This window comes from Bacillus sp. RC251 (assembly GCF_044908765.1).
GTDB classification, from domain to species: domain Bacteria; phylum Bacillota; class Bacilli; order Bacillales; family Bacillaceae_G; genus Bacillus_A; species Bacillus_A wiedmannii.
This window is the reverse complement of the sequence record NZ_JBIYDP010000001.1, coordinates 529,980-555,842: the sequence shown is the minus strand read 5'-3', so window position 1 is coordinate 555,842 and position 25,863 is coordinate 529,980. Positions and strand designations below refer to the sequence as shown.

30 protein-coding genes are annotated in these 25,863 nt (G+C 36.3%); 2 read left to right on the top strand and 28 right to left on the bottom strand.

Annotated elements, in window-relative coordinates:
- Nucleotides 1-151 precede the first annotated feature (151 nt).
- The 18 genes from hisC to ABH961_RS02870 all read right to left on the bottom strand — a co-directional run bounded on the left by hisC (nt 152) and on the right by ABH961_RS02870 (nt 15,948).
- Nucleotides 152-1,264 carry a histidinol-phosphate transaminase gene (gene hisC / locus ABH961_RS02955; RefSeq protein WP_048543540.1) on the bottom strand — a complete coding sequence of 371 codons (1,113 nt, stop codon included), beginning with the start codon at nt 1,262-1,264 and terminating at the stop codon, nt 152-154.
- Between the two features lie 120 nt (nt 1,265-1,384).
- On the bottom strand, nt 1,385-2,470 hold the full coding sequence (gene aroB / locus ABH961_RS02950; protein ID WP_098047373.1) for a 3-dehydroquinate synthase: 1,086 nt from the start codon (nt 2,468-2,470) through the stop codon (nt 1,385-1,387).
- A complete protein-coding gene (gene aroC, locus ABH961_RS02945; protein WP_098847378.1) occupies nt 2,470-3,642 on the bottom strand; it encodes a chorismate synthase in 1,173 nt (390 codons plus the stop codon). Before aroC ends, aroB begins: the two co-directional genes overlap by 1 nt.
- Before the next feature lie 273 nt (nt 3,643-3,915).
- The gene (ndk, locus tag ABH961_RS02940) at nt 3,916-4,362 is read right to left on the bottom strand and encodes a nucleoside-diphosphate kinase (RefSeq protein ID WP_000415885.1); all 447 of its coding nucleotides are present in this window, start codon (nt 4,360-4,362) and stop codon (nt 3,916-3,918) included.
- A 124-nt stretch (nt 4,363-4,486) separates the two neighbouring features.
- Nucleotides 4,487-5,449, bottom strand: a complete 963-nt coding sequence (hepT, locus tag ABH961_RS02935) for a heptaprenyl diphosphate synthase component II (protein WP_048543547.1) — start codon at nt 5,447-5,449, stop codon at nt 4,487-4,489.
- A 38-nt stretch (nt 5,450-5,487) separates the two neighbouring features.
- Nucleotides 5,488-6,201, bottom strand: coding sequence for a 2-heptaprenyl-1,4-naphthoquinone methyltransferase (gene menG, locus ABH961_RS02930; RefSeq protein WP_001187660.1), 714 nt, complete (start codon nt 6,199-6,201; stop codon nt 5,488-5,490).
- Between the two features lie 29 nt (nt 6,202-6,230).
- Nucleotides 6,231-6,980: a heptaprenyl diphosphate synthase component 1 gene (locus ABH961_RS02925; RefSeq protein WP_141520013.1), complete on the bottom strand. Its 750-nt coding sequence runs from the start codon at nt 6,978-6,980 to the stop codon at nt 6,231-6,233.
- Nucleotides 6,981-7,194: 214 nt separating this feature from the next.
- On the bottom strand, nt 7,195-7,764 hold the full coding sequence (folE, locus tag ABH961_RS02920; RefSeq protein WP_001151478.1) for a GTP cyclohydrolase I FolE: 570 nt from the start codon (nt 7,762-7,764) through the stop codon (nt 7,195-7,197).
- A gap of 120 nt (nt 7,765-7,884) precedes the next feature.
- Nucleotides 7,885-8,157 (bottom strand): HU family DNA-binding protein, encoded by a 273-nt coding sequence (locus tag ABH961_RS02915; RefSeq protein WP_001043860.1) that lies wholly within the window; start codon nt 8,155-8,157, stop codon nt 7,885-7,887.
- Nucleotides 8,158-8,456: 299 nt separating this feature from the next.
- On the bottom strand, nt 8,457-9,935 hold the full coding sequence (spoIVA, locus tag ABH961_RS02910) for a stage IV sporulation protein A (protein ID WP_000416519.1): 1,479 nt from the start codon (nt 9,933-9,935) through the stop codon (nt 8,457-8,459).
- A gap of 242 nt (nt 9,936-10,177) precedes the next feature.
- The gene (locus ABH961_RS02905; RefSeq protein WP_000755477.1) at nt 10,178-10,891 is read right to left on the bottom strand and encodes a hypothetical protein; all 714 of its coding nucleotides are present in this window, start codon (nt 10,889-10,891) and stop codon (nt 10,178-10,180) included.
- Between the two features lie 64 nt (nt 10,892-10,955).
- The gene (locus tag ABH961_RS02900) at nt 10,956-11,159 is read right to left on the bottom strand and encodes a DUF2768 domain-containing protein (protein ID WP_001288995.1); all 204 of its coding nucleotides are present in this window, start codon (nt 11,157-11,159) and stop codon (nt 10,956-10,958) included.
- A gap of 266 nt (nt 11,160-11,425) precedes the next feature.
- Nucleotides 11,426-11,677 (bottom strand): stage VI sporulation protein F, encoded by a 252-nt coding sequence (locus tag ABH961_RS02895; protein ID WP_000369753.1) that lies wholly within the window; start codon nt 11,675-11,677, stop codon nt 11,426-11,428.
- A 115-nt stretch (nt 11,678-11,792) separates the two neighbouring features.
- A complete protein-coding gene (locus ABH961_RS02890; protein WP_404518855.1) occupies nt 11,793-12,815 on the bottom strand; it encodes an NAD(P)H-dependent glycerol-3-phosphate dehydrogenase in 1,023 nt (340 codons plus the stop codon).
- Nucleotides 12,816-12,833: 18 nt separating this feature from the next.
- Nucleotides 12,834-14,144: a ribosome biogenesis GTPase Der gene (gene der, locus ABH961_RS02885; RefSeq protein ID WP_001125888.1), complete on the bottom strand. Its 1,311-nt coding sequence runs from the start codon at nt 14,142-14,144 to the stop codon at nt 12,834-12,836.
- A gap of 124 nt (nt 14,145-14,268) precedes the next feature.
- On the bottom strand, nt 14,269-14,454 hold the full coding sequence (locus ABH961_RS02880) for a capping complex subunit for YIEGIA (RefSeq protein WP_000979052.1): 186 nt from the start codon (nt 14,452-14,454) through the stop codon (nt 14,269-14,271).
- On the bottom strand, nt 14,451-15,344 hold the full coding sequence (locus ABH961_RS02875; RefSeq protein ID WP_000141603.1) for a YIEGIA family protein: 894 nt from the start codon (nt 15,342-15,344) through the stop codon (nt 14,451-14,453). Before ABH961_RS02875 ends, ABH961_RS02880 begins: the two co-directional genes overlap by 4 nt.
- Entirely contained in the window at nt 15,337-15,948 is a 612-nt protein-coding gene (locus tag ABH961_RS02870) for a YphA family membrane protein (protein WP_048543554.1), read from the bottom strand. Before ABH961_RS02870 ends, ABH961_RS02875 begins: the two co-directional genes overlap by 8 nt.
- 116 nt (nt 15,949-16,064) lie before the next feature.
- On the opposite strand from ABH961_RS02870, the gene ABH961_RS02865 reads away from it, so the two are divergent.
- Nucleotides 16,065-16,199, top strand: coding sequence for a YpzI family protein (locus ABH961_RS02865; RefSeq protein ID WP_000513900.1), 135 nt, complete (start codon nt 16,065-16,067; stop codon nt 16,197-16,199).
- 330 nt (nt 16,200-16,529) lie between these two features.
- Here ABH961_RS02865 and ABH961_RS02860 read toward each other — a convergent pair whose 3' ends face one another.
- From ABH961_RS02860 to ABH961_RS02845, 4 genes are all read right to left on the bottom strand, one after another.
- The gene (locus ABH961_RS02860; RefSeq protein WP_098047370.1) at nt 16,530-17,579 is read right to left on the bottom strand and encodes a type 2 isopentenyl-diphosphate Delta-isomerase; all 1,050 of its coding nucleotides are present in this window, start codon (nt 17,577-17,579) and stop codon (nt 16,530-16,532) included.
- A gap of 12 nt (nt 17,580-17,591) precedes the next feature.
- Nucleotides 17,592-18,740 carry a 30S ribosomal protein S1 gene (rpsA, locus tag ABH961_RS02855; RefSeq protein WP_048543558.1) on the bottom strand — a complete coding sequence of 383 codons (1,149 nt, stop codon included), beginning with the start codon at nt 18,738-18,740 and terminating at the stop codon, nt 17,592-17,594.
- A gap of 334 nt (nt 18,741-19,074) precedes the next feature.
- Nucleotides 19,075-19,752, bottom strand: a complete 678-nt coding sequence (cmk, locus tag ABH961_RS02850) for a (d)CMP kinase (RefSeq protein WP_000361262.1) — start codon at nt 19,750-19,752, stop codon at nt 19,075-19,077.
- Between the two features lie 128 nt (nt 19,753-19,880).
- Entirely contained in the window at nt 19,881-20,054 is a 174-nt protein-coding gene (locus tag ABH961_RS02845; RefSeq protein ID WP_000738047.1) for a YpfB family protein, read from the bottom strand.
- Between the two features lie 180 nt (nt 20,055-20,234).
- Between ABH961_RS02845 and ansA the strand changes: the two genes are divergently transcribed.
- Nucleotides 20,235-21,209 carry an asparaginase gene (gene ansA, locus ABH961_RS02840; RefSeq protein WP_088110189.1) on the top strand — a complete coding sequence of 325 codons (975 nt, stop codon included), beginning with the start codon at nt 20,235-20,237 and terminating at the stop codon, nt 21,207-21,209.
- Nucleotides 21,210-21,245: 36 nt separating this feature from the next.
- Here ansA and ABH961_RS02835 read toward each other — a convergent pair whose 3' ends face one another.
- The 6 genes from ABH961_RS02835 to ABH961_RS02810 form a co-directional block, all read right to left on the bottom strand.
- Nucleotides 21,246-22,226 (bottom strand): YpdA family putative bacillithiol disulfide reductase, encoded by a 981-nt coding sequence (locus ABH961_RS02835; protein WP_404518852.1) that lies wholly within the window; start codon nt 22,224-22,226, stop codon nt 21,246-21,248.
- Between the two features lie 109 nt (nt 22,227-22,335).
- Nucleotides 22,336-22,866, bottom strand: a complete 531-nt coding sequence (locus ABH961_RS02830; RefSeq protein ID WP_001240648.1) for a peptidoglycan recognition protein family protein — start codon at nt 22,864-22,866, stop codon at nt 22,336-22,338.
- Nucleotides 22,867-22,945: 79 nt separating this feature from the next.
- A complete protein-coding gene (locus ABH961_RS02825; protein WP_001983018.1) occupies nt 22,946-23,182 on the bottom strand; it encodes a DUF3961 domain-containing protein in 237 nt (78 codons plus the stop codon).
- 93 nt (nt 23,183-23,275) lie between these two features.
- On the bottom strand, nt 23,276-23,485 hold the full coding sequence (locus ABH961_RS02820) for a hypothetical protein (RefSeq protein ID WP_000426773.1): 210 nt from the start codon (nt 23,483-23,485) through the stop codon (nt 23,276-23,278).
- Nucleotides 23,486-23,563: 78 nt separating this feature from the next.
- Nucleotides 23,564-24,850 carry an NAD-specific glutamate dehydrogenase gene (gene gudB, locus ABH961_RS02815; protein ID WP_000225171.1) on the bottom strand — a complete coding sequence of 429 codons (1,287 nt, stop codon included), beginning with the start codon at nt 24,848-24,850 and terminating at the stop codon, nt 23,564-23,566.
- Nucleotides 24,851-25,201: 351 nt separating this feature from the next.
- Complete coding sequence (locus ABH961_RS02810) at nt 25,202-25,810, bottom strand: genetic competence negative regulator (RefSeq protein WP_098078526.1); 609 nt, start codon at nt 25,808-25,810, stop codon at nt 25,202-25,204.
- Nucleotides 25,811-25,863: the final 53 nt, after the last annotated feature.

Sequence of the window (25,863 nt, the reverse complement as noted above, 5' to 3'; positions counted from 1 at the left end):
ACCGATACCGCATTACTACTTTCTATTGTACCGTTTTCTTTCATTACCGTGCAAATAACTTCCCTTATTAATTATTAACACGCACGGATCAAGCTTTACAGGCCTTCATTTAAATAAAAAAGACTCCTATATTAGGAGCCTTCACAAACTCTTAAGAGTATGTTTCTTCTTTCTTTACTTGCTCGTTTACAAGCTCTTTCAATAATTCTATAATTTCATCATTTTCTTCTTTCAAACCGACAGTAATACGAATACCATCATGTATACCAAATGCAGCACCAGAACGAACAATATATCCTTTCTTCATTAATCGTTCGAAAGCCTCATTACCAGGAATACCGAGTTTTAAGAAAATGAAATTTGTTTGAGATGGATAATAGAATACGTTATATTCCTTACAAAATGCGTAATATTGATTTAATCCTTCTTCATTTTTTTTCACACATTCTTGTAAAAACACTTGATCTTCTAATGCAGCGAGTGCTACAGCCTGCGCTACAGTCGATGTATTAAATGGTAACCTTGCTACTTCTAGCTGCCCGATTAAATTCGCATTACCAACCGCATATCCGATACGGAAAGCAGCTAAACCATATGCTTTTGAAAACGTGCGTAAAACCATAAGATTTTCATACTGTTCAAGAAGTGGTAATGTTTGCGGATAGTCTTCTGCCCCCGCATATTCATAATATGCTTCGTCCATAATAACGAGCGCTGACTTAGGAACTGATTCTAAAAATGAAAGTAAATTTTGTTTCTCTACATATGTACCTGTCGGATTATTCGGGTTACAAATCCATACAATCTTCGTTTTATCATCTACTTGCTGTAACATTGCATCTAAATCATGAATGCCATCTTTAAGTGGTACTTCACGAACTTCTGCTCCTTCAATAACAGCATGGTGATGGTATTGCGAGAATGTTGGATTCGCCATTACAACATTTGTTCCTTCATGTAGTAATGCACGACTAATCATTTGAATGACTTCATCTAATCCACTACCAAATAACAGTTGTTCTGCTTTGACACCTAACTGCTCTGCTACTTTTGTCCGAAGTTCAAATGCATATCCATCTGGATAAAGAGCGTATTGACTCGCTAAAGAAGTTAATGCTTCTGTTACGCGTGCTGAGCAACCGAATGGATTTTCGTTCGACGCTAATTTCACAATTTTTGATAACCCATATTCCCTTTTTACTTCTTCAATATTTTTCCCAGGTACATATGCTCTCAAAGTTAACAATTGCTCTTTCACTCTCATTTTTCTTCCCCCAGTCGTTTTATTCAATTCAATTACAATAAGGTTGTAATTTCTCACTGCAATCGTTTATCTTAACCGTCACTATTACGAGGATACCTTTAAACAAGCACTTCTTAGCTCTTAAACCATATCCTTTTGAAATGCCTCTAACGCAATATGAACAGTCTCATCTGGAATAGATACGACATTCACTACCCCATATTCCTGCATTAACACCATATGAATTGCTCCAGCGTTCGCTTTCTTATCTTGTTTCATTAATTGAACGAGACGCTCTACATTCAAATCACTTGGCATTTTTGGATATCCGTACTTTAAGAACCACTGCTTCATCTCTTCATAAGAAAGATTAACCTTGTACACTTGCTCACTTAAAAACAAGGCAAATAACATTCCAACCGCTACTCCGTCACCGTGAGTAATATTTCCATATCCTAGTTCTTTTTCAAGAGCATGGCCTAACGTATGTCCAAAGTTCAAATGAGCACGTACGCCTTTTTCTGTTTCATCTTGTGATACAATATTTGCCTTTACAGGAATTGCCTTCGTTAATATATGGATTAGCTTCTCATCACGAAGATCCGCTAATGTTTGCACTTCTTCTTTTAACCAATGATACAGCTTTACATCACCAATAAGAGCATGTTTTATCACTTCTGCATAACCTGAACGCCACTCTTTTTCAGGAAGTGACTGTAAAAACGGCGTATGATATACAACTACTTCCGGTTGATGGAATGCACCGATCATATTTTTACCTAACGGATGATTGATCGCTACTTTCCCACCTACTGCGCTATCGTGAGCTAATAAAGTCGTTGGAACTTGAACGAAGCGAATTCCACGCATAAACGATGCAGCAACAAAACCAGCTAAATCTCCAATCATCCCGCCTCCAAGTGCAATAATTAAAGAATTTCTATCTAATTTATTTTCAAGAGCTGACGTATGAGCCGCATAGAAATTTTCAAAAGACTTCTCTTTTTCGCCACTCGGTACGACAAATGAAAATACTTTTTGCTTTATTTGCAATGCATCTACAACTGTCTGTAAATGTAAAGTTGCAACAACTTCATCTGAAATGATCATGATGTTTGATACAGATGGCTGCATGTTTTGAATGATTGTTGTCAAATGTGACAACGATTCTTTTCCTACATGTACATCATATTCTTTTGATTTCGTTTGAATATGTATGTTTCCCATTAAAATCCCCTCGCATATTCATTATGTTTCTCAATATTTTCACGAATAAGGTCCATACGATCTAATCCGAATTGTTCTATTAAAACTGTCGCTAATTCCCAAGCCACAACCGCTTCTGCAACGACACTAGCTGCTGGAACAGCACAACTATCTGAACGTTCAATACTTGCTGTAAAAGGCTCTTTCGTATCAATATCTATACTTTGAAGAGGTTTATATAGTGTAGGGATCGGTTTCATCACACCGCGCACAACAATTGGCATTCCAGTCGTCATACCGCCTTCTAATCCACCTGCATTATTTGTTCTTCGTGTATATCCATGTTCCTCATTCCACAGAATTTCATCATGAACTTCACTTCCCGGTCTATGCGCTGCTTCAAAACCAATTCCAATCTCGACGCCTTTAAAAGCATTAATGCTCATAATTGCAGCTGCTAATTTTGCATCCAGTTTTCGATCATAATGTACATAGCTACCGACTCCAATTGGCATTCCTTCCACAATCACTTCAACGATTCCACCTATTGAATCACCATTTGCTTTCGCATCATCAATTGCTTTCATCATTTGGTTACCTGCTTCTTCATCTAAGCAACGTACAGGTGATGCTTCTGTAATACTTTTTAATTCTTCAATTGAACTATACGTAATTTCCTGAGCCTGTACACCGCCAATTTCAATTACATGGCCCGCCACTGTAATACCAAGTTCTCCTAACACTTTTTTAGCAACCGCACCAGCAGCAACACGCACTGTCGTTTCGCGTGCTGAAGAACGCTCCAGTACATTTCTCATATCTCTATGACCATATTTAATCGCACCATTTAAATCAGCATGCCCAGGTCTTGGTTTTGTTACTTTCCTTTTCATTTCTTTTTCTTCTTGTTCCGTTAAAGGCTCTGCGCCCATAATTTTTGTCCAATGTGCAAAATCACGATTTTCAACAACAAGTGCAATTGGAGAACCTAATGTCTCTCCATGTCTAACACCACTTACAATTTGCACTTGATCTGTTTCAATTTGCATGCGTCTACCACGCCCATGCCCCTTTTGCCTTCTAGCTAACTCTTCATTTATATCATCCGCTACTAAAGGCAGTCCTGCCGGAACACCTTCTATAATCGTTGTAAGTTGTGGACCATGAGATTCACCAGCTGTAATATATCGCATACGTTATTCCTCTTTTCGCATATGTATTTATCCCGCTATATTAAGCAATGATATTATCTTTCCTTACTCTAAAAATATGAAAGAAATTATATATTTGATCAGCCATTCGCTTATTCTCCGATAGGCCTTTTACTTTACATATCAATATATCATAACAGCTCTAACTTCGTAACTAATTGCAACAAAAAAAGTGCAAGAAGAATACCCCTATTCTCCTTGCACTTTCTACTATTATCACAGTGATTAAAGCGTTTACAAATTATTTCAAAATAATTAGTAAATCCATTCATTCATTAATTTTGAGTAGTCAACTAATTCTTCTTCCTTAAAGAAAATAGCAATCTCGCGCTCTGCACTTTCTAACGAATCAGAACCATGGATAATGTTTTTCGCAACAGTTACACCGAAATCTCCACGAATTGTTCCAGGAGCTGCTTCATGTGGTCTTGTTTTACCCATCATGTTACGAGCTGTATCTACTACACCTTCACCTTGCCATACCATTGCGAATACAGGTCCAGATGTAATAAAGTCTACTAATTCACCAAAGAAAGGTTTCTCTGTGTGCTCAGCATAGTGTTGTCCAGCAATTTCCGGAGTGACTTGCATTAATTTTGCACCAACTAATTGAAAGCCTTTTTTCTCAAAACGAGCTACGATTTCCCCAATGAAGGCACGTTGTACACCGTCTGGTTTTACCATTAGAAATGTTTTTTCCATAAAAAATCTCTCCACTTCTGAATTATGTATGTAATTGTATATCCCCACACACATATTAACACCCTTATCACAATTGCGCAATAGTTTTGAAATAGAGAGATTATTTTATTTTTTAGAAAAAACACTAAAATTTTCGTTTCCCAATATACTTTGCTACATTTTGTAATGCATACCTCGCTTGTCCACGCGGAAGTGGTTTTATGATTTCTAATGCTTTATGTAAATAACGTTCACTAAACGCAAATGCTTGATCAATAGCGTCACTATTTTTTACAGCCTCAATAATTCCTTTCATTTCGTCCGCTGTTGTATTTTCATGTACAGATGTGATTTTCTTACGAAGCACGGGATCTTCCATAGCGTATAAGGCAGGAAGCGTAATATTCCCTTGTAACAAATCACCACCAGCAGGTTTTCCAAGCTTCTCTTCTGTGGAAACGAAGTCTAAAATATCATCAATAATTTGATACGACATTCCTACAAAATACCCATACCAAAATAGTCGATTTACCGTATCACGATTAGCGCCAGCAGCAATTGCTCCTAGTTGACAACTCGCAGCAATTAATAATGCTGTTTTTCGCTTTATTCTTCTTAAATACGTTCGTAAATTTTGGTCATAATTGTACTTATCTTTAATTTGTTCAATTTCACCTTTACACACTTCTAAAATGGTATGCGATAGCGCCTGATGCGCCTCTGGAATTTCGATATTTGTTATACATTCAAGAGACTTAGCGAACAAATAGTCCCCTGTATACATTGCAATACGATCTCCCCATTTCGCATTCACAGTTGCACTACCACGTCGTAAAAATGCAGCATCAATAACATCATCGTGAACAAGAGAAGCCATATGAATAAGTTCTAACGCAACAGCTACATGTTTAATTGCATCTAACTTATAATCTCCAAATTTTCCCGCAAGCAACACAAATACAGGACGAATTCGCTTCCCACCAGCTTCAATAAGTTGTAATGCCGCCTCTTCTACCAATGGCTGTTCAGAAGCAACTGTCTTTTTTAATTCTTTTTCTATCACATTAATATCCGATCGTAAAAAAGAGTACATAAGTTGTAACTTCATATTGTTCACCTTAACCTAAAACTTCTTTTTTCTTTTTTCTATTTTGATTCTGGTTTCATACCTAAATGCATCGCTGCTACCCCAAAAGTAAACGGCTTCACTTGTACACGTTCAAGTCCAGCTTCTTCAAACATATGAGCCAATTCTTTCATACCTGGGAATGTACTAGCAGATTCTTGCAGCCATGAATATTCTTTAAAACTTTTCGCAAATAACTTTCCAAATAACGGCATGATATATTTAAAGTATAAAATATATCCTTGTCGAAAACCAATCATTGTTGGTTGAGATGTTTCTAAACAAATTACTTTTCCACCTGGTTTTACTACACGCGTCATTTCTTTTAATACGTGCATATAATCCGGTACGTTACGTAAACCAAATCCAATCGTTACATAATCAAATGTGTTATCTTCAAATGGAAGTTCCATTGCATTCCCGTGTAAAAGTTCTACTTGTTTTAATTGTAACGCCTCCACCTTTTGCTTACCGACAGATAACATATTTTCACTGAAGTCTAAACCAACAACCTTGCCCTGTTCACCTACCGCTCCAGCTAGCGCAATTGTCCAGTCCGCTGTCCCGCAGCATACATCGAGAGCCTTGTTACCTGGTTTTACATCCATAATGCGCATCGTCTCTTTACGCCACGCTTTATGTCTTTGAAAACTAATGACAGAATTCATCACATCGTATTTATCAGAGATTTTCTCAAATACATCATGTACTCTTTCTTCTTTTGATTGTTGCATGCTCGTACCTTCTTCCAATGTAAAATTGCTTATGTCTTCGATCTATCTCTTAACACAGAGTTTATTTCACTTATATCTGTGTGGTTTTCCAAAAATTGATTTTCTTTCTTTCTGAGTTCCATCATCCATCCATTGATAACTGTTTCTGCATCCGCTTTATCGTTCAAAATCTCTTGAATAGCTTGAAAAACAGGTGAATGTTGTTTATCAGCGTATCGTTCACATTCTTTTTGAAGACGATTTTTTCCTAGTACATACGTTATAAACGGCTTCCAATGAGATAAATGAAAATGATCACATGTTTTTTGTAAGAGCGCAGACTCAATCGTTACTACACTTCCCATTATGTCATCCATCGTTTTATGTGCTTTTTGATATAACATTATTTTGTGCTCATTAATTTCTTTAATTCCTTCAGCAAGCGCACGAATTAAAACAATATCACGATTCATAGACAATAAGTAATAATATAACCCGCTATAGTAATCTCCAGCAAGCACTGTTAACTGGCGACGTTTATGCGATTCATTCGCTTCTTCCCCTGCTTTATTTGATACTCTTTCATGTGTATCAAGCGCAATTTGAACAAGCATAATCGTTACTACATAATGCTCAATTTGTTCTATATGTAATTTTGCACTTTTTAAAGCACCATATAACAATGCTATTTTCTCTTCATCAATATATGGTTCTTCAATATAGTTTATAAAATAAGGATGGCGTAATTTCTCCATCAATTTCTCTCTTATACCCGCATACCCTCCGTAGATGTCACACACAAAAATCACCCTTGTTTTCTAATTCATAAAACTTATTATAACACATTCATTCTATTTTCTATAACCAAAACTTGGCTACTCTTTCCAAACTTCCACCGAATGAAATAACATCTTTCATTCTTGTAAGTAGTCTTTCTATTCTCACTCTGTCTTCCTAAAACTATATCATTTATTAAAAAAAAAAAAAAAAAGAAAAGCAGTTTCCCACTTTTCTTTACTTCGTTTTAATAAAAGATAAAATTTCACTACGTGCCGCAGCATCATTTTCTAGCACACCACGTACCGCTGTTGTTACAGTTTTCGCGCCCGGCTTTTTCACACCACGCATCGTCATGCACATATGTTCCGCTTCTACTACTACCATTACACCATGCGGTTCTAGTACTTCCATAATAGAGTTCGCTACTGTTGATGTAATACGTTCTTGCAGTTGTGGACGACGTGCAATTGTATCTACAGTTCGAGCTAATTTACTTAACCCTGTCACTTTTCCGCCTTGTGGAATATATGCAACGTGAGCAACTCCATAGAATGGAACTAAATGATGCTCACACATCGAATAAAACGGTATATCTTTTACTAGTACAAGCTCCTCGTGATCTTCTCCGAACACTTTATGCAAATGTTCTTTCGGATCTTCATGCATACCCGCGAACACTTCTGCGTACATTTTTGCCACACGCTTTGGTGTATCAAGTACTCCCTCACGATTTGGGTCATCTCCGATTGCCTCTAAAATAAGGCGCACTGCATGTTCAATTTGTTCTAAATTAACTTTTGCCATCCGCTAGCCCTCCCGAAAACCTAAAAGTGATACGAACACATTCTAGCATATTTATGTTTTTAAAAGCAAAAAGAAGAGTTTCCAAAAAGGAAACTCTTCTTCCCTGTTAATATGTAAGGATTATTTAACCGCATCTTTTAACGCTTTACCAGGTTTGAATGCAGGTACTTTACTTGCAGCGATTTCAATCTCCTCACCTGTTTGTGGGTTACGACCTTTACGAGCCGCACGCTCACGAACTTCGAAGTTACCGAATCCGATCAGTTGTACTTTATCACCTTGTTTTAAAGCTTCTAAGATAGAATCAAAAACAGCGTCTACTGCTTTTGTTGCGTCCTTTTTAGAAAGGGAACTTGCTTCTGCAACAGCATTGATTAAATCTGTCTTGTTCATGCCATTCACCTCCTCCCAAAGATAAGACTGTATAATGATCATAAAATGAGTCTTACTTTCATTTGTAGGCAATTTTTACAAATTCTATACTACAAAGATGTAGATAAATCATTATCAACGCCTATATTATACGATTCTCCTTTATAATTCAATATTTTTAAGGAAATTGTTACTCTTAAAATGTGAAATTCTGATGAAACTTGACAATTTACAACAATATATTAGATAATGACTGTTTATTTTGCTATTCTATACGCGAAAATCAAAAAAAATCCCTCTACGATGAGAGGGATTTTTTCTTATAATATAATCGCAATTAATCCGCCAGATCCTTCATTAATAATTCTTTCTAGCGTTTCTTTTAATTTATATCTTGCATTTTCTGGCATTAAAGATAGTTTCGCTTGAATGCCTTCTCGAACAATAGAGCTAAGTGAACGTCCGAATATATCAGAATTCCAAATTGATAATGGGTCATCTTCAAAATCCTGCATTAAATAACGAACTAATTCTTCACTTTGCTTTTCAGTACCAATAATTGGCTCAAACGTTGACTCCACATCTACTTTAATCATATGAATAGACGGAGCTACAGCTTTTAGTTTCACACCAAACCTTGAACCGTGACGAATAATTTCTGGCTCATCTAAGCTCATGTCAGCTAACGCAGGTGCTGCTACACCATATCCTGTTTGCTTTACCATACGCAGGGCATCCGCCACTTGATCGTATTCTATTTTCGCATGAGATAAATCGAGCATAAGCTTTAATAAATGATCTTTCCCTCGAATTTCTACCCCTACTACTTCTTTTAAAATTTGATCATATAATTCATCTGGTGCATATAAATCAATTTCTGCTACGCCTTGCCCCATATCAATGCCAGCTAAGCTCGCTCGATCAATAAATTCATACTGACTAAACTGCCACACGACACGGTCCACATCACGAAGACGTTTTATATCCTTAACAGTCTCTTGAACAGCTTCTTGATAACTTTGGCGTAACCAATGCCCTTCATTTAACACCATTACCCAGCTCGGAAGGTTCACATTCACTTCTAATACTGGGAACTCAAATAACGCTTCTCGAAGCACATTGTACACATCTGTTTCTCTTAAACTTTCGACACTCATCGCAATGACTGGGATATCATATTCTTCAGATAAACTTTGACGCAATTGCTCTGTATCTGGATGATACGGCTGTACAGTGTTAATGATCATAATGAAAGGTTTTCCGACTTCTTTTAACTCATTTACTACGCGTTCTTCTGCCTCTATATAATCTCTTCTTGGAATTTCCCCAATCGTTCCATCTGTTGTAATTACAACACCAATTGTGGAATGTTCTTGAATTACTTTACGTGTTCCGATTTCTGCAGCTTCATGGAATGGAATAGGTTCTTCATACCAAGGAGTATTAATCATGCGAGGGCCATTCTCATCTTCATAGCCTTTTGCTCCTGGAACCGTATATCCAACGCAATCTACCAATCGAATATTCACTTCAAGACCTTCATCTACTTCGATAGAAACCGCTTGGTTTGGAACAAACTTCGGTTCCGTCGTCATGATTGTACGACCAGCAGCACTTTGAGGCAGTTCATCCTGCGCCCTTTGACGGTCAGACTCATTCTCAATATTAGGAATAACTACAAGTTCCATAAATTTTTTAATAAATGTTGATTTCCCTGTTCGAACAGCTCCTACAACTCCAAAATAAATATCACCGCCTGTGCGTTCCGCAATATCTTTAAAAATATCTACCTTTTCCAAGTGATTCCCTCCCTCAATATTTTTGGGAATAATTCCACATTTATAGTCAACTAATACCTTCTCTAACGTTGCCTATAATATCTGATATAATATAATGGTATTCTAGAAGTTCGGACAATATATCATATAATTTTGTCCAATTTCATATGACTATTAAAAAATACCTTTTGTTTGCATCGCAAGTTGTGTAACATAAAAAACCTTTCTTCTAGAACTTATTCACTAAAAGAAAGGTTCATGACTTATGATTTTAAAAAAATTGGTTCTCCATTCTTTACCGTATACGGTAAAGAATACGCAGGTACAAATGGAGAATCTTTCGAAAGTATATTCCGAATATCTTCCCCTTCCTTAAATTGCCCTTCATTTTTTTTCAACGCTTCATATAGATCGATTCGATAATCAACATAAATTTCTCCCTTTTCATTGATTACAAAAGGAAGCCCTTTACCAGAATACGGACTTGTCACTTGCGGCACATCTTTATATCCTAGTTTTTTGAAATCTAATTCATATACACCATCTGAAATTACCTTTTTAAAAGGCGGATATTGATGTTCATCCCGATACATCCTAAGCTTTAATGATAATTCCTGGATTTGTTCAGCCATCCTAACATCAATTAACTTTACTGTCGGGTTTGTTTCAACGTCTATTAATACGTATTGGTATACTCCTCCGCTTTCATACGCATTTCCTGGCGCTTCCTGTATGTAACGCGGAGCAATCTTTTGAAAATCGATTGGATACTTTTGATAAATAGGCGTACTCATATCCCGCGTCTTAATTGGCAATATCCCCTCATTTTGCTCCTTAAATGTCACTACAGCTTTTTGAACAACCTGTATCTGATCTTCATAAGGAACGGCATTTTGTTTCATATTTTCTTTCGGATACAGACATCCTGTTAAAAGGCTCATACAACAAAATATTAAAATAATATGGACTTTTTTCACTAGCAATCACCTTTTCATACTAATATAACTTGCTCCGTATGTAGCATTTTCGAGACCATTCCCTTTACTGCTGTACAGGTCCACTAAATACAACAAGAAAAATAACAATTCCTGACACAATCATAAGGGTGTACGCTACTAACGCTGTAATCCCTTTCAAAAATTTATTCTTTATTTTGTATCTACTTAGTAAAATAAAACTTACTGCAAAAAACATAAATCCAATTGCTCCTAAAGCAAACCACATTTTTATGAGCCCTTCTGACATATACACACCCCTTTTTATTAATCTATTTTTATACTATTTTAACAAATTAAAATCTTTAAACAAATACAAAAAGAACATTTTACTACAAATTACGAATATATAACTTTAATCAACAGGTTTTTTCGCATCTTCCACTAATCTAAATAAAAATAAAACCGAAGCGAGTGTATCTCTCGCTTCGGTTGACCAAATATGCCCAAAACAGCTCTATTCCCATACTTTCATGGCTATCATATGCAATCTACAAACTCTTTGTTTCTTATATCTTATTTTTTAAACATTTTGCTTAACGAACCAAAATCAGCGGGCATATTATTGTTAATAATTGCTTTTACAATTTGATCCTCTTGTTCTTTCGGCACTTCACGTCCTGCCATAAGAGCCACTTGATGAATCAATTGACGAAGCACAGTCTCATCACGTAAATTCGCATTCTGTACAGATGATGCTAATTTAAAAATATCTTCTTTATTCACTTTCGCTTCTTTTTCAATGTTATTAAAAATGTTATTATCCATTCTTTTCACCCTCTCCTCAAGTTACTCTTCATCCTATGCAAAATTAAAAAAATGGTGAAAAGACCCATAAAAATAAAAAGCGACAGAAGTACAAATGTACTTCTGTCGCTTTTCTTTAAAGTAAGTCAGGTATAGCTTCCACTTCATGTTTTCGAACACGTCCCATTAATGAGCCTACTGCATCTTTCACATTATTCCCATTGAATAGCACGTCATATAAAGCAGCTGTAATCGGCATTTCAACTTCCATTTTCTCTGCTAATTCGTGAGCAGCTTTCGTTGTTCTTACACCTTCTACAACCATACCCATGCTTTCTAACACCTCTTCTAAAGAGTGTCCTTTTCCAAGCATATTTCCAGCGCGCCAATTTCGGCTATGAACACTTGTACAAGTTACAATTAAGTCTCCCATACCAGTTAGACCAGCAAACGTTAATGGATTTCCGCCCATTTTTCTTCCTAAACGAGCAATCTCCGTTAAACCACGTGTCATTAATGCCGCTTTCGCATTATCACCTAATCCAAGTCCATCAGTTATCCCAGCAGCTAATGCGATAATATTTTTTAACGCACCACCAAGCTCAACTCCAACGATATCTGGATTTGTGTATACACGGAAGTAACTATTCATAAACAAATCTTGTACTTCCTCAGCCGCTTCCATACGCTTTGCTGCAGACGTAACAGTTGTCGCTTGACGTAAACCAACTTCTTCTGCATGACTCGGTCCAGATAGTACAACAACATCTTTAATCAAGTCCTCTGGAATTTCTTCCTCAATCACTTCCGAAATACGTTTTGATGTACCAGGTTCAATCCCTTTACTTGCATGAATCCAAGTAGTCGGACCTGCTACATATTTCTTCATATCTTGTAATACCTCTCTATACGCTTTCGTTGGTACTACAAGAAGTACTACATTTACATCTACTAATGCTTCTTCTAAAGAAGAGTAGGCTGCGATTGTGCTTGGCAATGTAATTCCTGGAAGATATCGACTATTCTCATGTTTTGTATTAATCTCTTCCATAAGTTCAGAACGATTTCCCCAAATACGTACATCATGTCCATTGTCAGCTAATACCATCGCTAACGCTGTTCCCCAGCTACCTGCTCCAACTACTGTGATTTTTGTCATAAAATCACATCCTCTCCATTAGTCTCTTGCTCTAGCGATAATGTGAATCGGCGTTCCTACAAAACCAAACGCTTCACGTAAACGATTCTTTAAGAAGCGCTCATATGAAAAGTGCATTAATTCTGTATCGTTTACAAATATAACAAATGTTGGTGGTTTTACCGCAACCTGTGTCGCATAGAAGATTTTCAGACGGCTACCATTATGAGTTGGTGTTGGATTCATCGCTACCGCATCCATAATTACATCATTTAATACGTTCGTTTGAATACGGATACTATGGCTTTCATTTACTTCATTAATAACTGGTAATAATGTTTGTGTACGTTTTTTCGTTTTCGCAGATAAGAATACAATCGGTGCGTACTCTAAAAATTGGAAATGAGCACGGATGTTTTCTTCAAATGCTTTCATTGTTTTTTCATCTTTTTTCACTGCATCCCATTTGTTTACGACGATAATAACAGCACGTCCTGAATCATGAGCATATCCAGCAATTTTTTTATCCTGTTCAATAATTCCTTCTTCTCCGTCTAAAACGACTAAAACAACGTCAGAACGTTCAATCGCTCTAAGCGCACGAAGTACACTATACTTTTCTGTGCTTTCGTATACTTTCCCTTTTTTACGCATACCAGCTGTATCGATGATTACATAATCTTGACCATCTTTACTATATGGTGTATCAACAGCATCACGTGTCGTTCCCGCTATATTACTTACAATTACACGTTCTTGACCAAGAAGTGCATTTACAAGTGATGATTTCCCTACATTTGGACGTCCAATTAAAGAGAAACGGATTGTTTCATCATCATACGCTTCTTCTTCAATCTTTGGAAAATGATTTGCAGCTTCATCTAACAAATCACCAAGTCCTAAACCGTGTGTACCTGAAATCGGGAATGGCTCGCCAAATCCTAATGCATAAAAATCATAAATATCACTACGCATTTCTGGATTATCAACCTTATTTACCGCAAGTACAATTGGTTTTTTAGAACGATATAAAATTTTAGCAACTTCTTCATCTGCTGCAGTTACACCATCGCGACCATTCGTCATAAAAATGATAACATCTGCTTCATCAATCGCTACTTCCGCTTGTTGACGAATTTGTGTCAAGAACGGCTCGTCTCCAATATCAATTCCACCTGTATCAATAATGTTAAATTCATGATTTAACCATTCTCCCGCACTATAAATACGGTCTCGCGTTATACCTGGTATATCTTCTACGATTGAAACTCTTTCTCCAACAATTCTATTGAAAATAGTAGATTTTCCTACGTTCGGGCGGCCTACTATTGCTATTACTGGTTTCGGCATATACTTTCATCCTTTCAACTTGCTTCTGTTTATTATGTAAAAAACCCTTCTTTGTGCAAGAAGGGATTTGCATTCCAGAATATTTCTCAGCGTATCAAAACACCTCACATTATACCACACGTTACTAATGTTTCACAATAATATATACATTCTCTTGTAAGCGATGTGCAATACCATCTAAAATTGCCTCTAAATTATTTGCAACAAATTCTAACTCATCTGTCGATTCACAAGTAAACAAAGGGGCACCACCAGCAAATTTCTCCGGCGTTGTTGTAATAACCGCGAGAATTACACTTTCTAACATCATCTTTTATCTCCCCTTCCTTTCGGGGCTTCCGATGACATATGAACAGCACTTTCTAACGTCGGCACATTCCCTATGACACCTATCGCTTTCTCTGCATCTTGATCTTGTGGCAAGACAAAAATCCCAACCCTACCATCTTCTAAATCACGCTTTGCTAGCGGCACAAGCGCTGGCGTACCAGAATCTCTATAAATCCCTAAAGCAACAGAAACATCATGTAAAATAGCTTGTCGTTGTCCTAAGTTTGAGATTGTCACCATCGCATCAATTGTTTTCGGCCTTAAAATAAAGCCCATTCCATATTTCATAATTTCCTCTTGCCTTGCTGGTAATCCAATATTCATAATGTAAATATTATCAATATACAGCCCCGCTCCTTCAAAACGAAGTGGAACATGCTCGATATCAACAAGATCATGTAACCTTCTGCCAGACATTAATTTTTTCGCGATAATAAATGCGATTATAGCCATAATTACTCCAGCAATCCATGAATGGAATCCTATATACGCAAACGTCGTTGCAAACGACGTTAACATCGCCAAATAGTTTCGACTTTCAAAAACTAATGCAATCCCTTCAATATATGTATTTCCACGCGGTACGAGCTCATATCCATCTAATTGTTGAAGGGTATTTCTTTCCATATTACGCACATCACGAAACTGTGTTGCTGCTAATGTAAGAAATGTAATAGCAGAAAAATCTTTTTTCAAAATTGACGGAATTGCAATCGCTCCTAAAGCCGCTGCAATTAACCCCATCGCAACGTGAATAATTTTCCCGTGGAGCCTCGTCGGATATTGACGCGTATCTGTCCGGAGCATTAGCACTCTCGTTACTGTCCCCGCTATTACTCCGCATAAAATGGCCGGTGTATATTCAGTCATGTATTACCCTCGCCTTTCTTTTACGTGATTTCCTCTTGAACTGTTCCATGTATACTGATGCTTTTGCAATCCAAAACAAAATTGCCATGAAAAATGTAGCAACGGCGACGATATCAAAAAACGCTAAACTTCCGTAATCATAAGGGAAATGTAGTTTTCGAAAAATAAGTGTCACTAACAATTCCCCCTGTAACATTCCTATATAAAGAGAACATAATCGTAATATGCGATCCTCATGCAATAAAACCGATGCATACACAAGAGCACCACTTACCAAAAACAACCTGTCCACCACAATCCAAATCGGATCATATACTTCTAACAAATGAAAACTTGTATATAACATTGCAATAATAAGTGCCGAAAGTAAGCTATATAATTTTTTCCAAATAGAATATAGTGCGATTCCTATAAAAGCAACAATACAAAGCAAAAGTGCATTTACTGATACCTTGAATGAAGCAATCGTTACATGTAACGGAGAGCAAATAATAAAAATCAATATACAAGCGCTTATCTTCCACCGCATAGAGTCCTTTTTCATAAAAAAAGTTACAATAATCCACCCTATCCAAGCTAAAAAATAAAAAGTACTCCCTTCCATCATTTCACCTCCTATGTTTTCCATTATGGGAACTTTTTATGAAAGTTAATCCACTTTCTTCGCGCATAGTTTTTTCATATAACAGCAACACTTTTAATAAGGAGGTGCTATTCATTATGGGTAAAGATCGTCAAGAACGAAAACTAAGAGAATCACGACGCGTTGAATCTGATCGTGACCAATCACTACAATATCCGGGTGCAACTGGACTGGATACACCAGAGCAAGCCCGAAAACAAAATCAGCACTAATGAACACAAAAAGACGGTTTCGATATTGTACGAAACCGTCTTTTACATAATTATTTTAATGATTTTTACTTATATCAAAATAACATTTAACATCCGAATTTTTCTATGGTTTAGTTTTATCTCTACCTATTTTTCCTTTGCGAAATTAAACTCTCCCCAATAATTCAGTAGCAAACTATCTACATTTTCCAGCCTCTTTTTCAGTCGCAACTTGCACAAGATAGTGTTTATATAGGAATAATTTTATTTTGATAGAATATTAATTCCATTCCTCACCTTATATTACTAAAACGAACAAAAACAAAAAAATCAACCAAACGGTTGATTTTTTTATCTTCTACTATAATGCGTCGTATCAATACCACGCTGCGTTAACCAATGATACGTTTCGCCCTTTACAACAAGAGGTACAGCCTGTAACTCTTCTATCGTCTTTGCACCAAGAGCTGTCATAATAAATTTCAAATCTGTATGTAAAAGATCAATTTCATCCACTAACTTCTCGATACCATCTTGCATTAAAATACGTAAAAAGTATCCAGCAAACGCAGTTGTATTCGCCCCTAATGCGATTGCTTTCGCTACGTCAAGCGCTGTTTGTATACCCCCAGATGCAATAAAAGAGAGGTTATTATTTGTAGAGGTTGCTTCAATAATCGAGGTTGCTGTTCGTATGCCCCAGTCATTAAAATAAGAAAGCATTCGCTGTCTTCTTTCATTTTCAACAGCAGCAAAATTTGTACCACCTTGTCCACCAATATCAATTGCCGTTACACCTATGCTCGCTAACTGTTGTACGGTTTCCTTACTCATCCCAAATCCAACTTCTTTCACAATGACAGGAACTTTACTATTTAATACAATTTTCTCAATACGCTGAAGTACACCAGTAAAGTCACGGTCTCCTTCTGGCATCGTTAACTCTTGTATGACATTTAAATGAATTTGCAATGCATTCGCTTCAATCATATCAACGGCACGCTCTGCTTGTTCGATAGTTGCCTCACTACCTAAATTAGCAAAGAAAACACCATTTGGGTTTACCTTTCTGATAATCGTATAAGAAGCAGCCTCACTTTCATCTTTTAACGCCGCCATTTGCGACCCTACAGCCATAGCAAGATTATGATGTTTCGCTACATATGCTAATTGCTCATTAATATGTAACGTTTTCTCTCCCCCACCACCAGTCATCGCATTGATAAAAATCGGCGAACTTAGTGAAAGTTCGCCGATTTTTGTTTCACATGTTATTGTGTCATAACTTGAATTTGGCAATCCTTGATGCACAAAATCAATATCATGAAATCCATGCGTACGAGACTGACCAGTAGAAAGAGCGTATTCAATATGATCTAATTTACGTTTTGCCCTTACCACTTGTACCCCTCTTTATTTCTTTAATTTTTTCAGTTGTTCACCAATAATATCACTTAATTGGAAAGTAGCAGAATCAGCATTTGGTTCATACTGACTGTAATCCTCAATTACATTATTTTCCTCAAGCGTTTCTTTTATACTTAAAGAAATACGTTTCTCTGCAACATGGACTTCAAGCACTTTCACTTTTACTTCTTGTCCCATTTCCAATACTTCATTCGGATTTTTCACGTGACGATTTGCAATTTGAGATACATGCACAAGACCTTCAACGCCAGGTAAAATTTCAACGAATGCACCGAATGTAACAAGACGTTTTACTACTCCCTCACGAATATCTCCAGCTTTTATTTCGCCAGCAACATTCTCCCAAGGTCCTGGCTGAGCTGCTTTAATTGATAAAGAAATACGTTGTGTATCAGCATCAACAGATAATACCTTTACCTTTACCTTTTGACCTTGCTCTAATACTTCAGAAGGTTGCTCTACACGTTCGTGTGAAATTTGTGAAATATGAACTAAACCGTCCACACCACCAACGTTAACGAAAGCACCAAAATCCGTTAATCGTTGCACTGTTCCTTCAACAACGTCTCCTTCTTTTAATGAAGAAATCGCTTCTTTTTTCTTAGAATCTAGTTCTAATTCTACTACTGCTTTATGCGAAAGGATTACACGATTTTTTTCGCGGTCTAATTCAACAATTTTCACGGCTAATGTTTTGCCTTTATAGTCAGTAAAATCTTCTACATAATGTACTTCTACAAGTGAAGCTGGGATAAAACCACGAACACCAAGGTCCACAACTAATCCACCATTCACGATATCTTTTACAGTAACATCAAACACATGACCAGAAGTAAATTTCTCTTGTAATTCTACCCATGCTTTTTCTGCATCAACAGCACGTTTAGATAAGACAAGATCATCTTCTTCTAATTTAATAATTTTCAATTCTAGTATTTGATCTAATTCTACAACATCGCTTGCTTTTTCAATATGAACGTTAGCTAATTCACTAATTGGAATTATGCCATCTGTTTTGTATCCAACATTTACAAGCACTTGTTTCTCTTCAACTTTCGTTACAGAACCTGTAACAACGTCACCAACTTGTAATTCTTTTGAATCCATAACTTCTTCATTCATTTTCTCTACCATGGAAATACCTCCCTACAGAATTGACAAAGCATTTTTTATGTATATACGAAATGAAAACATATGTTTTCATTTGCATGTTTAAGAATTTATCATCACATACTCAGTTTTCATACATTTCACTAGAAAATATATTAAACCTATATAAATAGTATACAGCAAAATCATCTTGAAGAAAGTATGTTTTGAAATATAATAGCGAATATATTCTGAAAGTTTTATCCTTCTTTTACTAACTTCTTACAAATCCGATCATTTGTCAAGGAAAGAGACTCACAATTCACGCATCCTTTACATTTCTATATAAACAAAAAAAGAAAGAGGTTATCCCCTTTCTTTATTTCGCAAACACTCCTGAAACAATACTCATAATTTTTTGGACAACTTCTTCAATTGATAAAGAAGTTGTATCTAATTCCAATGCATCATCAGCTTTCTTTAGAGGAGAAACCTCGCGTTCTGAATCTAATTTATCACGCTGAGCAATTTCTTTTTTTAACTGCTCTAAATTAGAATCGAAACCTTTATTTATATTTTCTAAATGTCTTCTTTCTGCTCTTTCTTCAACAGAAGCAAGCATAAAGATCTTCACTTCAGCATCTGGTAACACATGTGTACCAATATCACGGCCATCCATTACAACGCCGCCTTTTTCCGCTAACTCTTGTTGACGACGTACCATTTCTTCACGAACAAGGCGATGTTTCGCCACAATAGATACTCGATTCGTCACCTCAGGTGTACGAATTACTTCAGAAACATCTTGTCCATTTAAAAATACAAGTTGTGTATTTTCTCCTTGCTGAAACTCAATATTTACATTCTTTACAACTTCCATTAACTTCTCTTCATTTTCAATGTCCACTTTTTGTTCAAGGGCTGCATATGTAATCGTGCGGTACATTGCGCCTGTATCAATATAAACGTAAGAAAGTTTCTTTGCCACAACTTTTGCAACCGTACTTTTTCCAGCAGCTGCTGGACCATCTATAGCAATTGAAATTCGTTTATCCATTGTAACACCTCATTTTTTCACTTATAAAACAAAACGAAAAGCAGGTATTCTCCTGCTTCTTCTCATTTGCTTCACGTCATTAAATCCTCAATTATTGTAGCATAATCCTTCATAGAAGAAAATGAAAACTACCTATTCACCTGTAAGATTTCTGCTTTGTTTTTTACCATGACACCTTCATAATAAACAATTTTAGATAAATATTTCACTGATGACTTATGTATAAATAACAATTGCACAACAGAAAGACAAATGAATTGTATTACTAATATACGAATAAAAATTTTCTCCATCTTTTTCAATGTAATTGCTCCCTCCTATCCTACATTTACACATTTCGTTTCGTGATTTTATACATCGTATATATAGCAGCTAACTTTATTGTCATTTTCGATGCATACTTTTATACATTTCCATTGTCGAATTTACTCAAAACATGTTATGTTCTAAATGTATTTTTCAACTTGAAAGGGGTATAAGCATTGAAAAGAATCCTAGTTTTACACACAGGTGGAACAATTGCAATGGAGGAAGATAAAGAAACTGGGGTCGTACAGCCAGGTGAAAAAAATCCTCTTTTAAAATTTATTCCTGATTTAGAAGGCGATGTTGATTTAATCGTTGAAGACGTGTTCCATCTACCATCTCCTCATATGACACCGAGCGAAATGTTACAATTACAAGTCATCATTGATGAAAAAGTAAAACAAGACAACATTCATGGCGTAGTCATTACGCATGGTACGGATACATTAGAAGAAACAGCCTATTTCTTAGATTTAACAGTGCAAGCAACTATTCCAATCGTTGTAACAGGTGCAATGCGTTCTAGTAATGAATTAGGTGCTGATGGCCTATATAACTTCTTATCGGCTGTAAAAGTAGCTAGCTGTAGTGAAGCTGCTGAAAAAGGTGTTTTAGTCGTATTAAACGACGAAATCCATTGCGCTACAAATGTAACGAAAACACATACAAGTAACGTGGCAACATTCCAGAGTCCACAGTATGGACCAATTGGTATGGTAACAAAGCGCGGCGTTGTATTCCATCACGCTTTAGTACACCATGAAACATATTCAGTAAATAAGGTTTCTAAAAACGTAGTTGTTCTAAAAGCATACGCTGGTATGGACGATACATTGTTAGCAGCAATTGAAAACCTTCCAGTAGACGGGATTGTTATTGAAGCACTTGGACAAGGTAATTTACCTCCAAGAACACTTCCTAGTCTAGAACGATTAATCGACAAAGGAATCCCTATCGTATTAGTTTCTCGCTGTTTCAATGGCATCGTGCAAGATGTATATTCATATGAAGGTGGCGGCAAACAATTAAAAGATATGGGTATTGTATTCACATACGGTTTAAATGCTCAAAAAGCACGTATTAAATTATTAGTTGCATTAGAGAATACAAATTCTCATGAAACAATCCAAAATATGTTTATGCACAATTAAAAAGAAGCTGTCGAAGTTTATTTCGACAGCTTCTTTTTATATTTCCCTTGACGCAATGGTTTGCGCAATCGCATCCCCATGAAATCGACCGTTCTCAATAAATATTTCATTCGCATTATTCCCAGCAGCAATTACACCTGCAATGAAAATATTTTCAGCGTTCGTTTCCATTGTATCATCTGCATAAATCGGACGTCCTGTTTCTTCATCAATCCGAACACCCATCTTCGTTAAGAAACTATGATCAGGATGGTAACCAGTCATCGCAAATACAAAATCATTTTGGATTGTATATGCCTCATCATCGACTGTAAACGTTAATGTATGTTCAGTAATTTCTTTCACGTGAGCCCTAAAATGCATTTGAATTGTGCCGCTTCGTACTAACGCCTCAAACTCCGGCAAAATCCACGGCTTAATGCTTGGTGAATACTCACTTCCGCGATATAAAACCGTTACACGCGCACCGGTTTTAACAAGTTCTAACGCGGCATCTATACTCGAGTTTTTCCCACCTATAACTACTACATCTCGATCAAAATAAGGATGTCCCTCTTTAAAATAGTGAGCTACTTTCTTCAGTTCCTCGCCGGGAACATGCATATAATTTGGATTGTCATAATATCCAGTTGCTACAACAACATATTTCGCTATATATATTTCTGTACTTCCGTCACGCTTTGTTGTCTCAATATGAAAAACTTCTCCATCTTTTTGTACTTTCTCCACTCGCTCAAAAGCATTTACACGTACAGATTTACGCTTTACTACTTCACGATAATACGCAAGCGCTTGATTTCGAACTGGCTTACGATTTTCTGTAATAAAAGCTACATCACCAATTTCTAATTTTTCACTAGAAGAGAAAAATGTTTGATGAGTTGGATAATTATAAATCGCATTTACAATGTTTCCTTTTTCAATTACTAACGGATTTATCCCTACCTTTTGCAACGAAATTGCTGCTGCTAATCCGCACGGACCGCCTCCAATTATGATAGCTGTTTCTTTCTGCATACTCAGCTCACTCCTAGTCTTCTACCAATACGCTATTTATAAAAACAAGAAAAAACCTACTTACAGCAGTAGGCACCTATCTTTATTGTATTCATTTTTCATATATTTGTCATCTAAACGAAACGTACATCCGATAGACATCTGCTAAAAACTGCTGAAATTTAATACCTTGTTTCCCTAATACATTTTCAGGATCAATCTTTCTAGCTGGGTCAAGTGTTTTATGTGATACGATATCTTTCTTCGGATTCAAGCCGAAGTTTTGACATAAATACGCATGATACCACGTAAAACGGGTATATGCTTCCCAAAAGTTAACATCACCGCCATAACAAAGTTCCACTCCAATGGCAGCCTTATTAGCATCATAACCATATAAGTCATTATCTGTCGGCACACCATATCGAACGTGATAGGCAACTTCATTTATAGGAACAATTTCCAATATTGTTTTATCATCTATAAATGTATGTGCCGAAGCTTTCGGTTGTATTTCATTAAAATAATCCCGATTCCCTATCGCATTGCTACCAGGGTTCCCCGTATCATGACTTACAATAAACCTTACTTTAGAAAGAGGAATTCCCGGTCGTGAACTTCCATACCCAATATAGTTACGCTCTATAGGAAACATCGCCATTACTACCAACTCCCGCTTCAGAAGATTACCTTACTTCTTTATATATGTATTCGGTAGCAATGTCCTTATCGCATATTTCTTACGCGAAGAGAAAATCGAAAATATTTGATGTGAACACCATAAATAATAAAATACTTACAGCAACTCCATAAAAACCGTAAAACCAAACACAATCTTCTTTCGTATCTAAACCGAAAAATTTATTTACAGATTGTAATAATGTGCCGCGCTTACTTTGTTTGTTTCTTAATACTTCCACTCGTTCTACAACATCTGCTGGCATCATAAATCTTTGGTCTACTGTCATTTTCATCATTTATCTCTCCTTAAAATCATTTCCGTTTTGTTTATCTAAGGGAAGTATAGCACGTTTGTTCGTGTAGAACAAGCGTTCTTTTTTGTTTTTATTTTATTTTTCAACAATCCAAGTAAGAATTGAGATTACAAAAGCGATAATCGGCCCTACTACAACTGCACCAAATATTAAAAACAGTAGTCCTTCTCCGAACATCCGAACATTACTTGTTTTTCGGGCTTTCATCGTTCTTGAGAGTTCTCCCTCTAACCTCTTAACCTTTTCTTCTAATTGTTCTACTCGTTCCATCATTTCATTTTCCATATACAACACCTCACACTAATACTTCAACAAAAAAACGTGATTCCCTCGAAAGGAATCACGTTTTCTCACGATATAATATTATACCCAACCTCTGAAGCGACTTGCTTCAGCCATTTTACGAACACCGACCATATACGCAGCTAAGCGCATGTTCACTTTACGAACTTGTGCTGTTTCATAAATAGAATCAAATGATCTTACCATTACTTTTTCTAAACGTTGTTCTACTTCTTCTTCAGTCCAGTAGTAACCTTGGTTATTTTGTACCCACTCAAAGTAAGATACTGTTACACCGCCAGCACTTGCTAATACGTCTGGAACAAGTAAAATTCCGCGATCTGTTAAAATTTTAGTTGCTTCTAATGTTGTTGGACCATTTGCAGCTTCAACAACGATTTTTGCTTTAATATTATTAGCATTTTCTTCTGTAATTTGGTTCTCAATTGCAGCTGGAACTAAAATGTCGCAATCAAGTTCTAACAATTCTTTGTTTGAAATTGTATTATTAAATAGTTTTGTTACTGTACCGAAGCTATCACGACGGTCTAATAAATAATCAATATCTAATCCGTTTGGATCATGCAATGCACCGTAAGCATCCGAGATTGCAATAACTTTCGCGCCTGCATCATGCATAAATTTAGCTAAGAAGCTACCAGCATTACCGAATCCTTGAACAACAACGCGTGCACCTTTAATATCAATGTCGCGTTTTTTTGCAGCTTCGCGAATACAAATTGTTACACCTTTCGCCGTTGCTGTTTCACGTCCATGTGATCCACCTAATACAAGTGGCTTACCTGTAATAAATCCTGGTGAATTAAATTCATCAATACGGCTATATTCATCCATCATCCATGCCATGATTTGAGAGTTTGTGAATACATCTGGAGCTGGAATATCTTTCGTCGGTCCTACGATTTGGCTAATTGCTCGTACATAACCACGGCTTAATCTTTCTAACTCACGGAATGACATTTCACGTGGGTCACAGATAATTCCACCTTTACCTCCACCGTATGGTAAATCAACAATACCACATTTTAAGCTCATCCAGATTGAAAGTGCTTTCACTTCATTTTCTGTTACATTCGGATGGAAGCGAATTCCACCTTTCGTTGGACCAACAGCATCATTATGTTGTGCACGATATCCTGTAAATATTTTAACAGTCCCGTCATCCATACGAACTGGTATTTTCACTGTCATCATACGAATTGGTTCTTTTAATAATTCATATACTTCGTTTGGATAACCCAATTTTTCTAATGCTTCACTAATAACAATTTGTGTCGAATTCAATAGTTCAAAATGTTGTTCCCTTTGTTGTTGTGTTTTTGTTTGAGTTCCCTTTTCGGCTACCATAGTAAGTAAACCCCCTGTAATTTCACTTGTTTAGTAAACCTTCATTGCCTAGTATACACCGTTAAATTTGGAATGCAATAGAAAACGCTAACAAATATATACAAACTATTTCCTGTTGCAAGCGTTTTCACTATCATTATAGTCCTTTTATTGCTTTTAGAAAAGTAAAATACTTAAATATTTAAATATTTTTTATTTTACTTATATATAACAACTTAAGAAGATATTTTTAAGTATAGTAAAGAGCGCCCAAATATTTATGATTCCCGCTATACCATTAATCGTTTTGACATTTTCAGACCAACATTTTAGGTTTCTCCAAATAAAAAACAAAACCTTAGCTTTGTTATATTAGCTAAGGTTTTGTTTTTTCACAAAGTAATTGTGTATTTGTTCAATCGCTTGAGAAGCCATTAATTCTTTACCATACTCCATTAGACGATAAATAGTTGCTGTAGACGGATTACCATATTCCGCTAAAATAGCTATAAAATCTGCCTTCAGTAATTGAACTTGCTCCTCTTCTTCCACCCAAAGATAGAAACGCCCATCCCACGTATATAGTTTTCCGCCAGTTACATCAAGGTTATATAAACGATTCGACAGGTTAATTACGTCATCTAGTGTAGCAAACTCATACAGTATATGCTCGCTTTCATCTAGAGTCACTTGCATTTCAATAAACTCGTCACGGAACTCATCATCTGTATCCACATCTTGATGTTCTTTCGTTACAATTACGACCATTCCTTGCGCTTGTAGAGAAAATACTTCAACTGCAATCGGGCCATCCGCTTCAAACCCTAGTTCCTTATTTGCTTCTTGCATCATATCACGAAATAATTGCTGTACTTTCGGTGCATTTCTCCACAAATCTTCTTTCGTTAATCCTCGTTCAGATAAATCATCAAATGTTAAGAAAATTTTTATCTTATTGTAATTTAATCGTTCCAGCCTCATCTCATACCCTCCCTACGTAACCAATGAATATAATTTTTATTATATGAAATAGA

Bases quoted from the DNA above. Each gene is read 5' to 3' on its own strand.
- der (WP_001125888.1), bottom strand. From the start codon at position 14,144: ATGCCGAAACCAGTAATAGCAATAGTAGGCCGCCCGAACGTAGGAAAA.
- menG (WP_001187660.1), bottom strand. From the start codon at position 6,201: ATGCAACAATCAAAAGAAGAAAGAGTACATGATGTATTTGAGAAAATC.
- ABH961_RS02880 (WP_000979052.1), bottom strand. From the start codon at position 14,454: ATGATGTTAGAAAGTGTAATTCTCGCGGTTATTACAACAACGCCGGAG.
- ABH961_RS02875 (WP_000141603.1), bottom strand. From the start codon at position 15,344: ATGACTGAATATACACCGGCCATTTTATGCGGAGTAATAGCGGGGACA.
- gudB (WP_000225171.1), bottom strand. From the start codon at position 24,850: ATGGTAGCCGAAAAGGGAACTCAAACAAAAACACAACAACAAAGGGAA.
- ABH961_RS02820 (WP_000426773.1), bottom strand. From the start codon at position 23,485: ATGGAAAATGAAATGATGGAACGAGTAGAACAATTAGAAGAAAAGGTT.
- hepT (WP_048543547.1), bottom strand. From the start codon at position 5,449: ATGAAGTTACAACTTATGTACTCTTTTTTACGATCGGATATTAATGTG.
- ABH961_RS02825 (WP_001983018.1), bottom strand. From the start codon at position 23,182: ATGATGAAAATGACAGTAGACCAAAGATTTATGATGCCAGCAGATGTT.
- ABH961_RS02835 (WP_404518852.1), bottom strand. From the start codon at position 22,226: ATGCAGAAAGAAACAGCTATCATAATTGGAGGCGGTCCGTGCGGATTA.
- cmk (WP_000361262.1), bottom strand. From the start codon at position 19,752: ATGGATAAACGAATTTCAATTGCTATAGATGGTCCAGCAGCTGCTGGA.
- ABH961_RS02915 (WP_001043860.1), bottom strand. From the start codon at position 8,157: ATGAACAAGACAGATTTAATCAATGCTGTTGCAGAAGCAAGTTCCCTT.
- aroC (WP_098847378.1), bottom strand. From the start codon at position 3,642: ATGCGATATATTACAGCTGGTGAATCTCATGGTCCACAACTTACAACG.
- ndk (WP_000415885.1), bottom strand. From the start codon at position 4,362: ATGGAAAAAACATTTCTAATGGTAAAACCAGACGGTGTACAACGTGCC.
- ABH961_RS02895 (WP_000369753.1), bottom strand. From the start codon at position 11,677: ATGGATAATAACATTTTTAATAACATTGAAAAAGAAGCGAAAGTGAAT.
- rpsA (WP_048543558.1), bottom strand. From the start codon at position 18,740: ATGGTAGAGAAAATGAATGAAGAAGTTATGGATTCAAAAGAATTACAA.
- hisC (WP_048543540.1), bottom strand. From the start codon at position 1,264: ATGAGAGTGAAAGAGCAATTGTTAACTTTGAGAGCATATGTACCTGGG.
- ABH961_RS02890 (WP_404518855.1), bottom strand. From the start codon at position 12,815: ATGACAAAAATCACAGTAGTTGGAGCAGGTAGCTGGGGAACAGCGTTA.
- ABH961_RS02810 (WP_098078526.1), bottom strand. From the start codon at position 25,810: ATGAGGCTGGAACGATTAAATTACAATAAGATAAAAATTTTCTTAACA.
- aroB (WP_098047373.1), bottom strand. From the start codon at position 2,470: ATGGGAAACATACATATTCAAACGAAATCAAAAGAATATGATGTACAT.
- ABH961_RS02865 (WP_000513900.1), top strand. From the start codon at position 16,065: ATGGGTAAAGATCGTCAAGAACGAAAACTAAGAGAATCACGACGCGTT.
- folE (WP_001151478.1), bottom strand. From the start codon at position 7,764: ATGGCAAAAGTTAATTTAGAACAAATTGAACATGCAGTGCGCCTTATT.
- ABH961_RS02900 (WP_001288995.1), bottom strand. From the start codon at position 11,159: ATGTCAGAAGGGCTCATAAAAATGTGGTTTGCTTTAGGAGCAATTGGA.
- ABH961_RS02870 (WP_048543554.1), bottom strand. From the start codon at position 15,948: ATGGAAGGGAGTACTTTTTATTTTTTAGCTTGGATAGGGTGGATTATT.
- ABH961_RS02830 (WP_001240648.1), bottom strand. From the start codon at position 22,866: ATGGCGATGTTTCCTATAGAGCGTAACTATATTGGGTATGGAAGTTCA.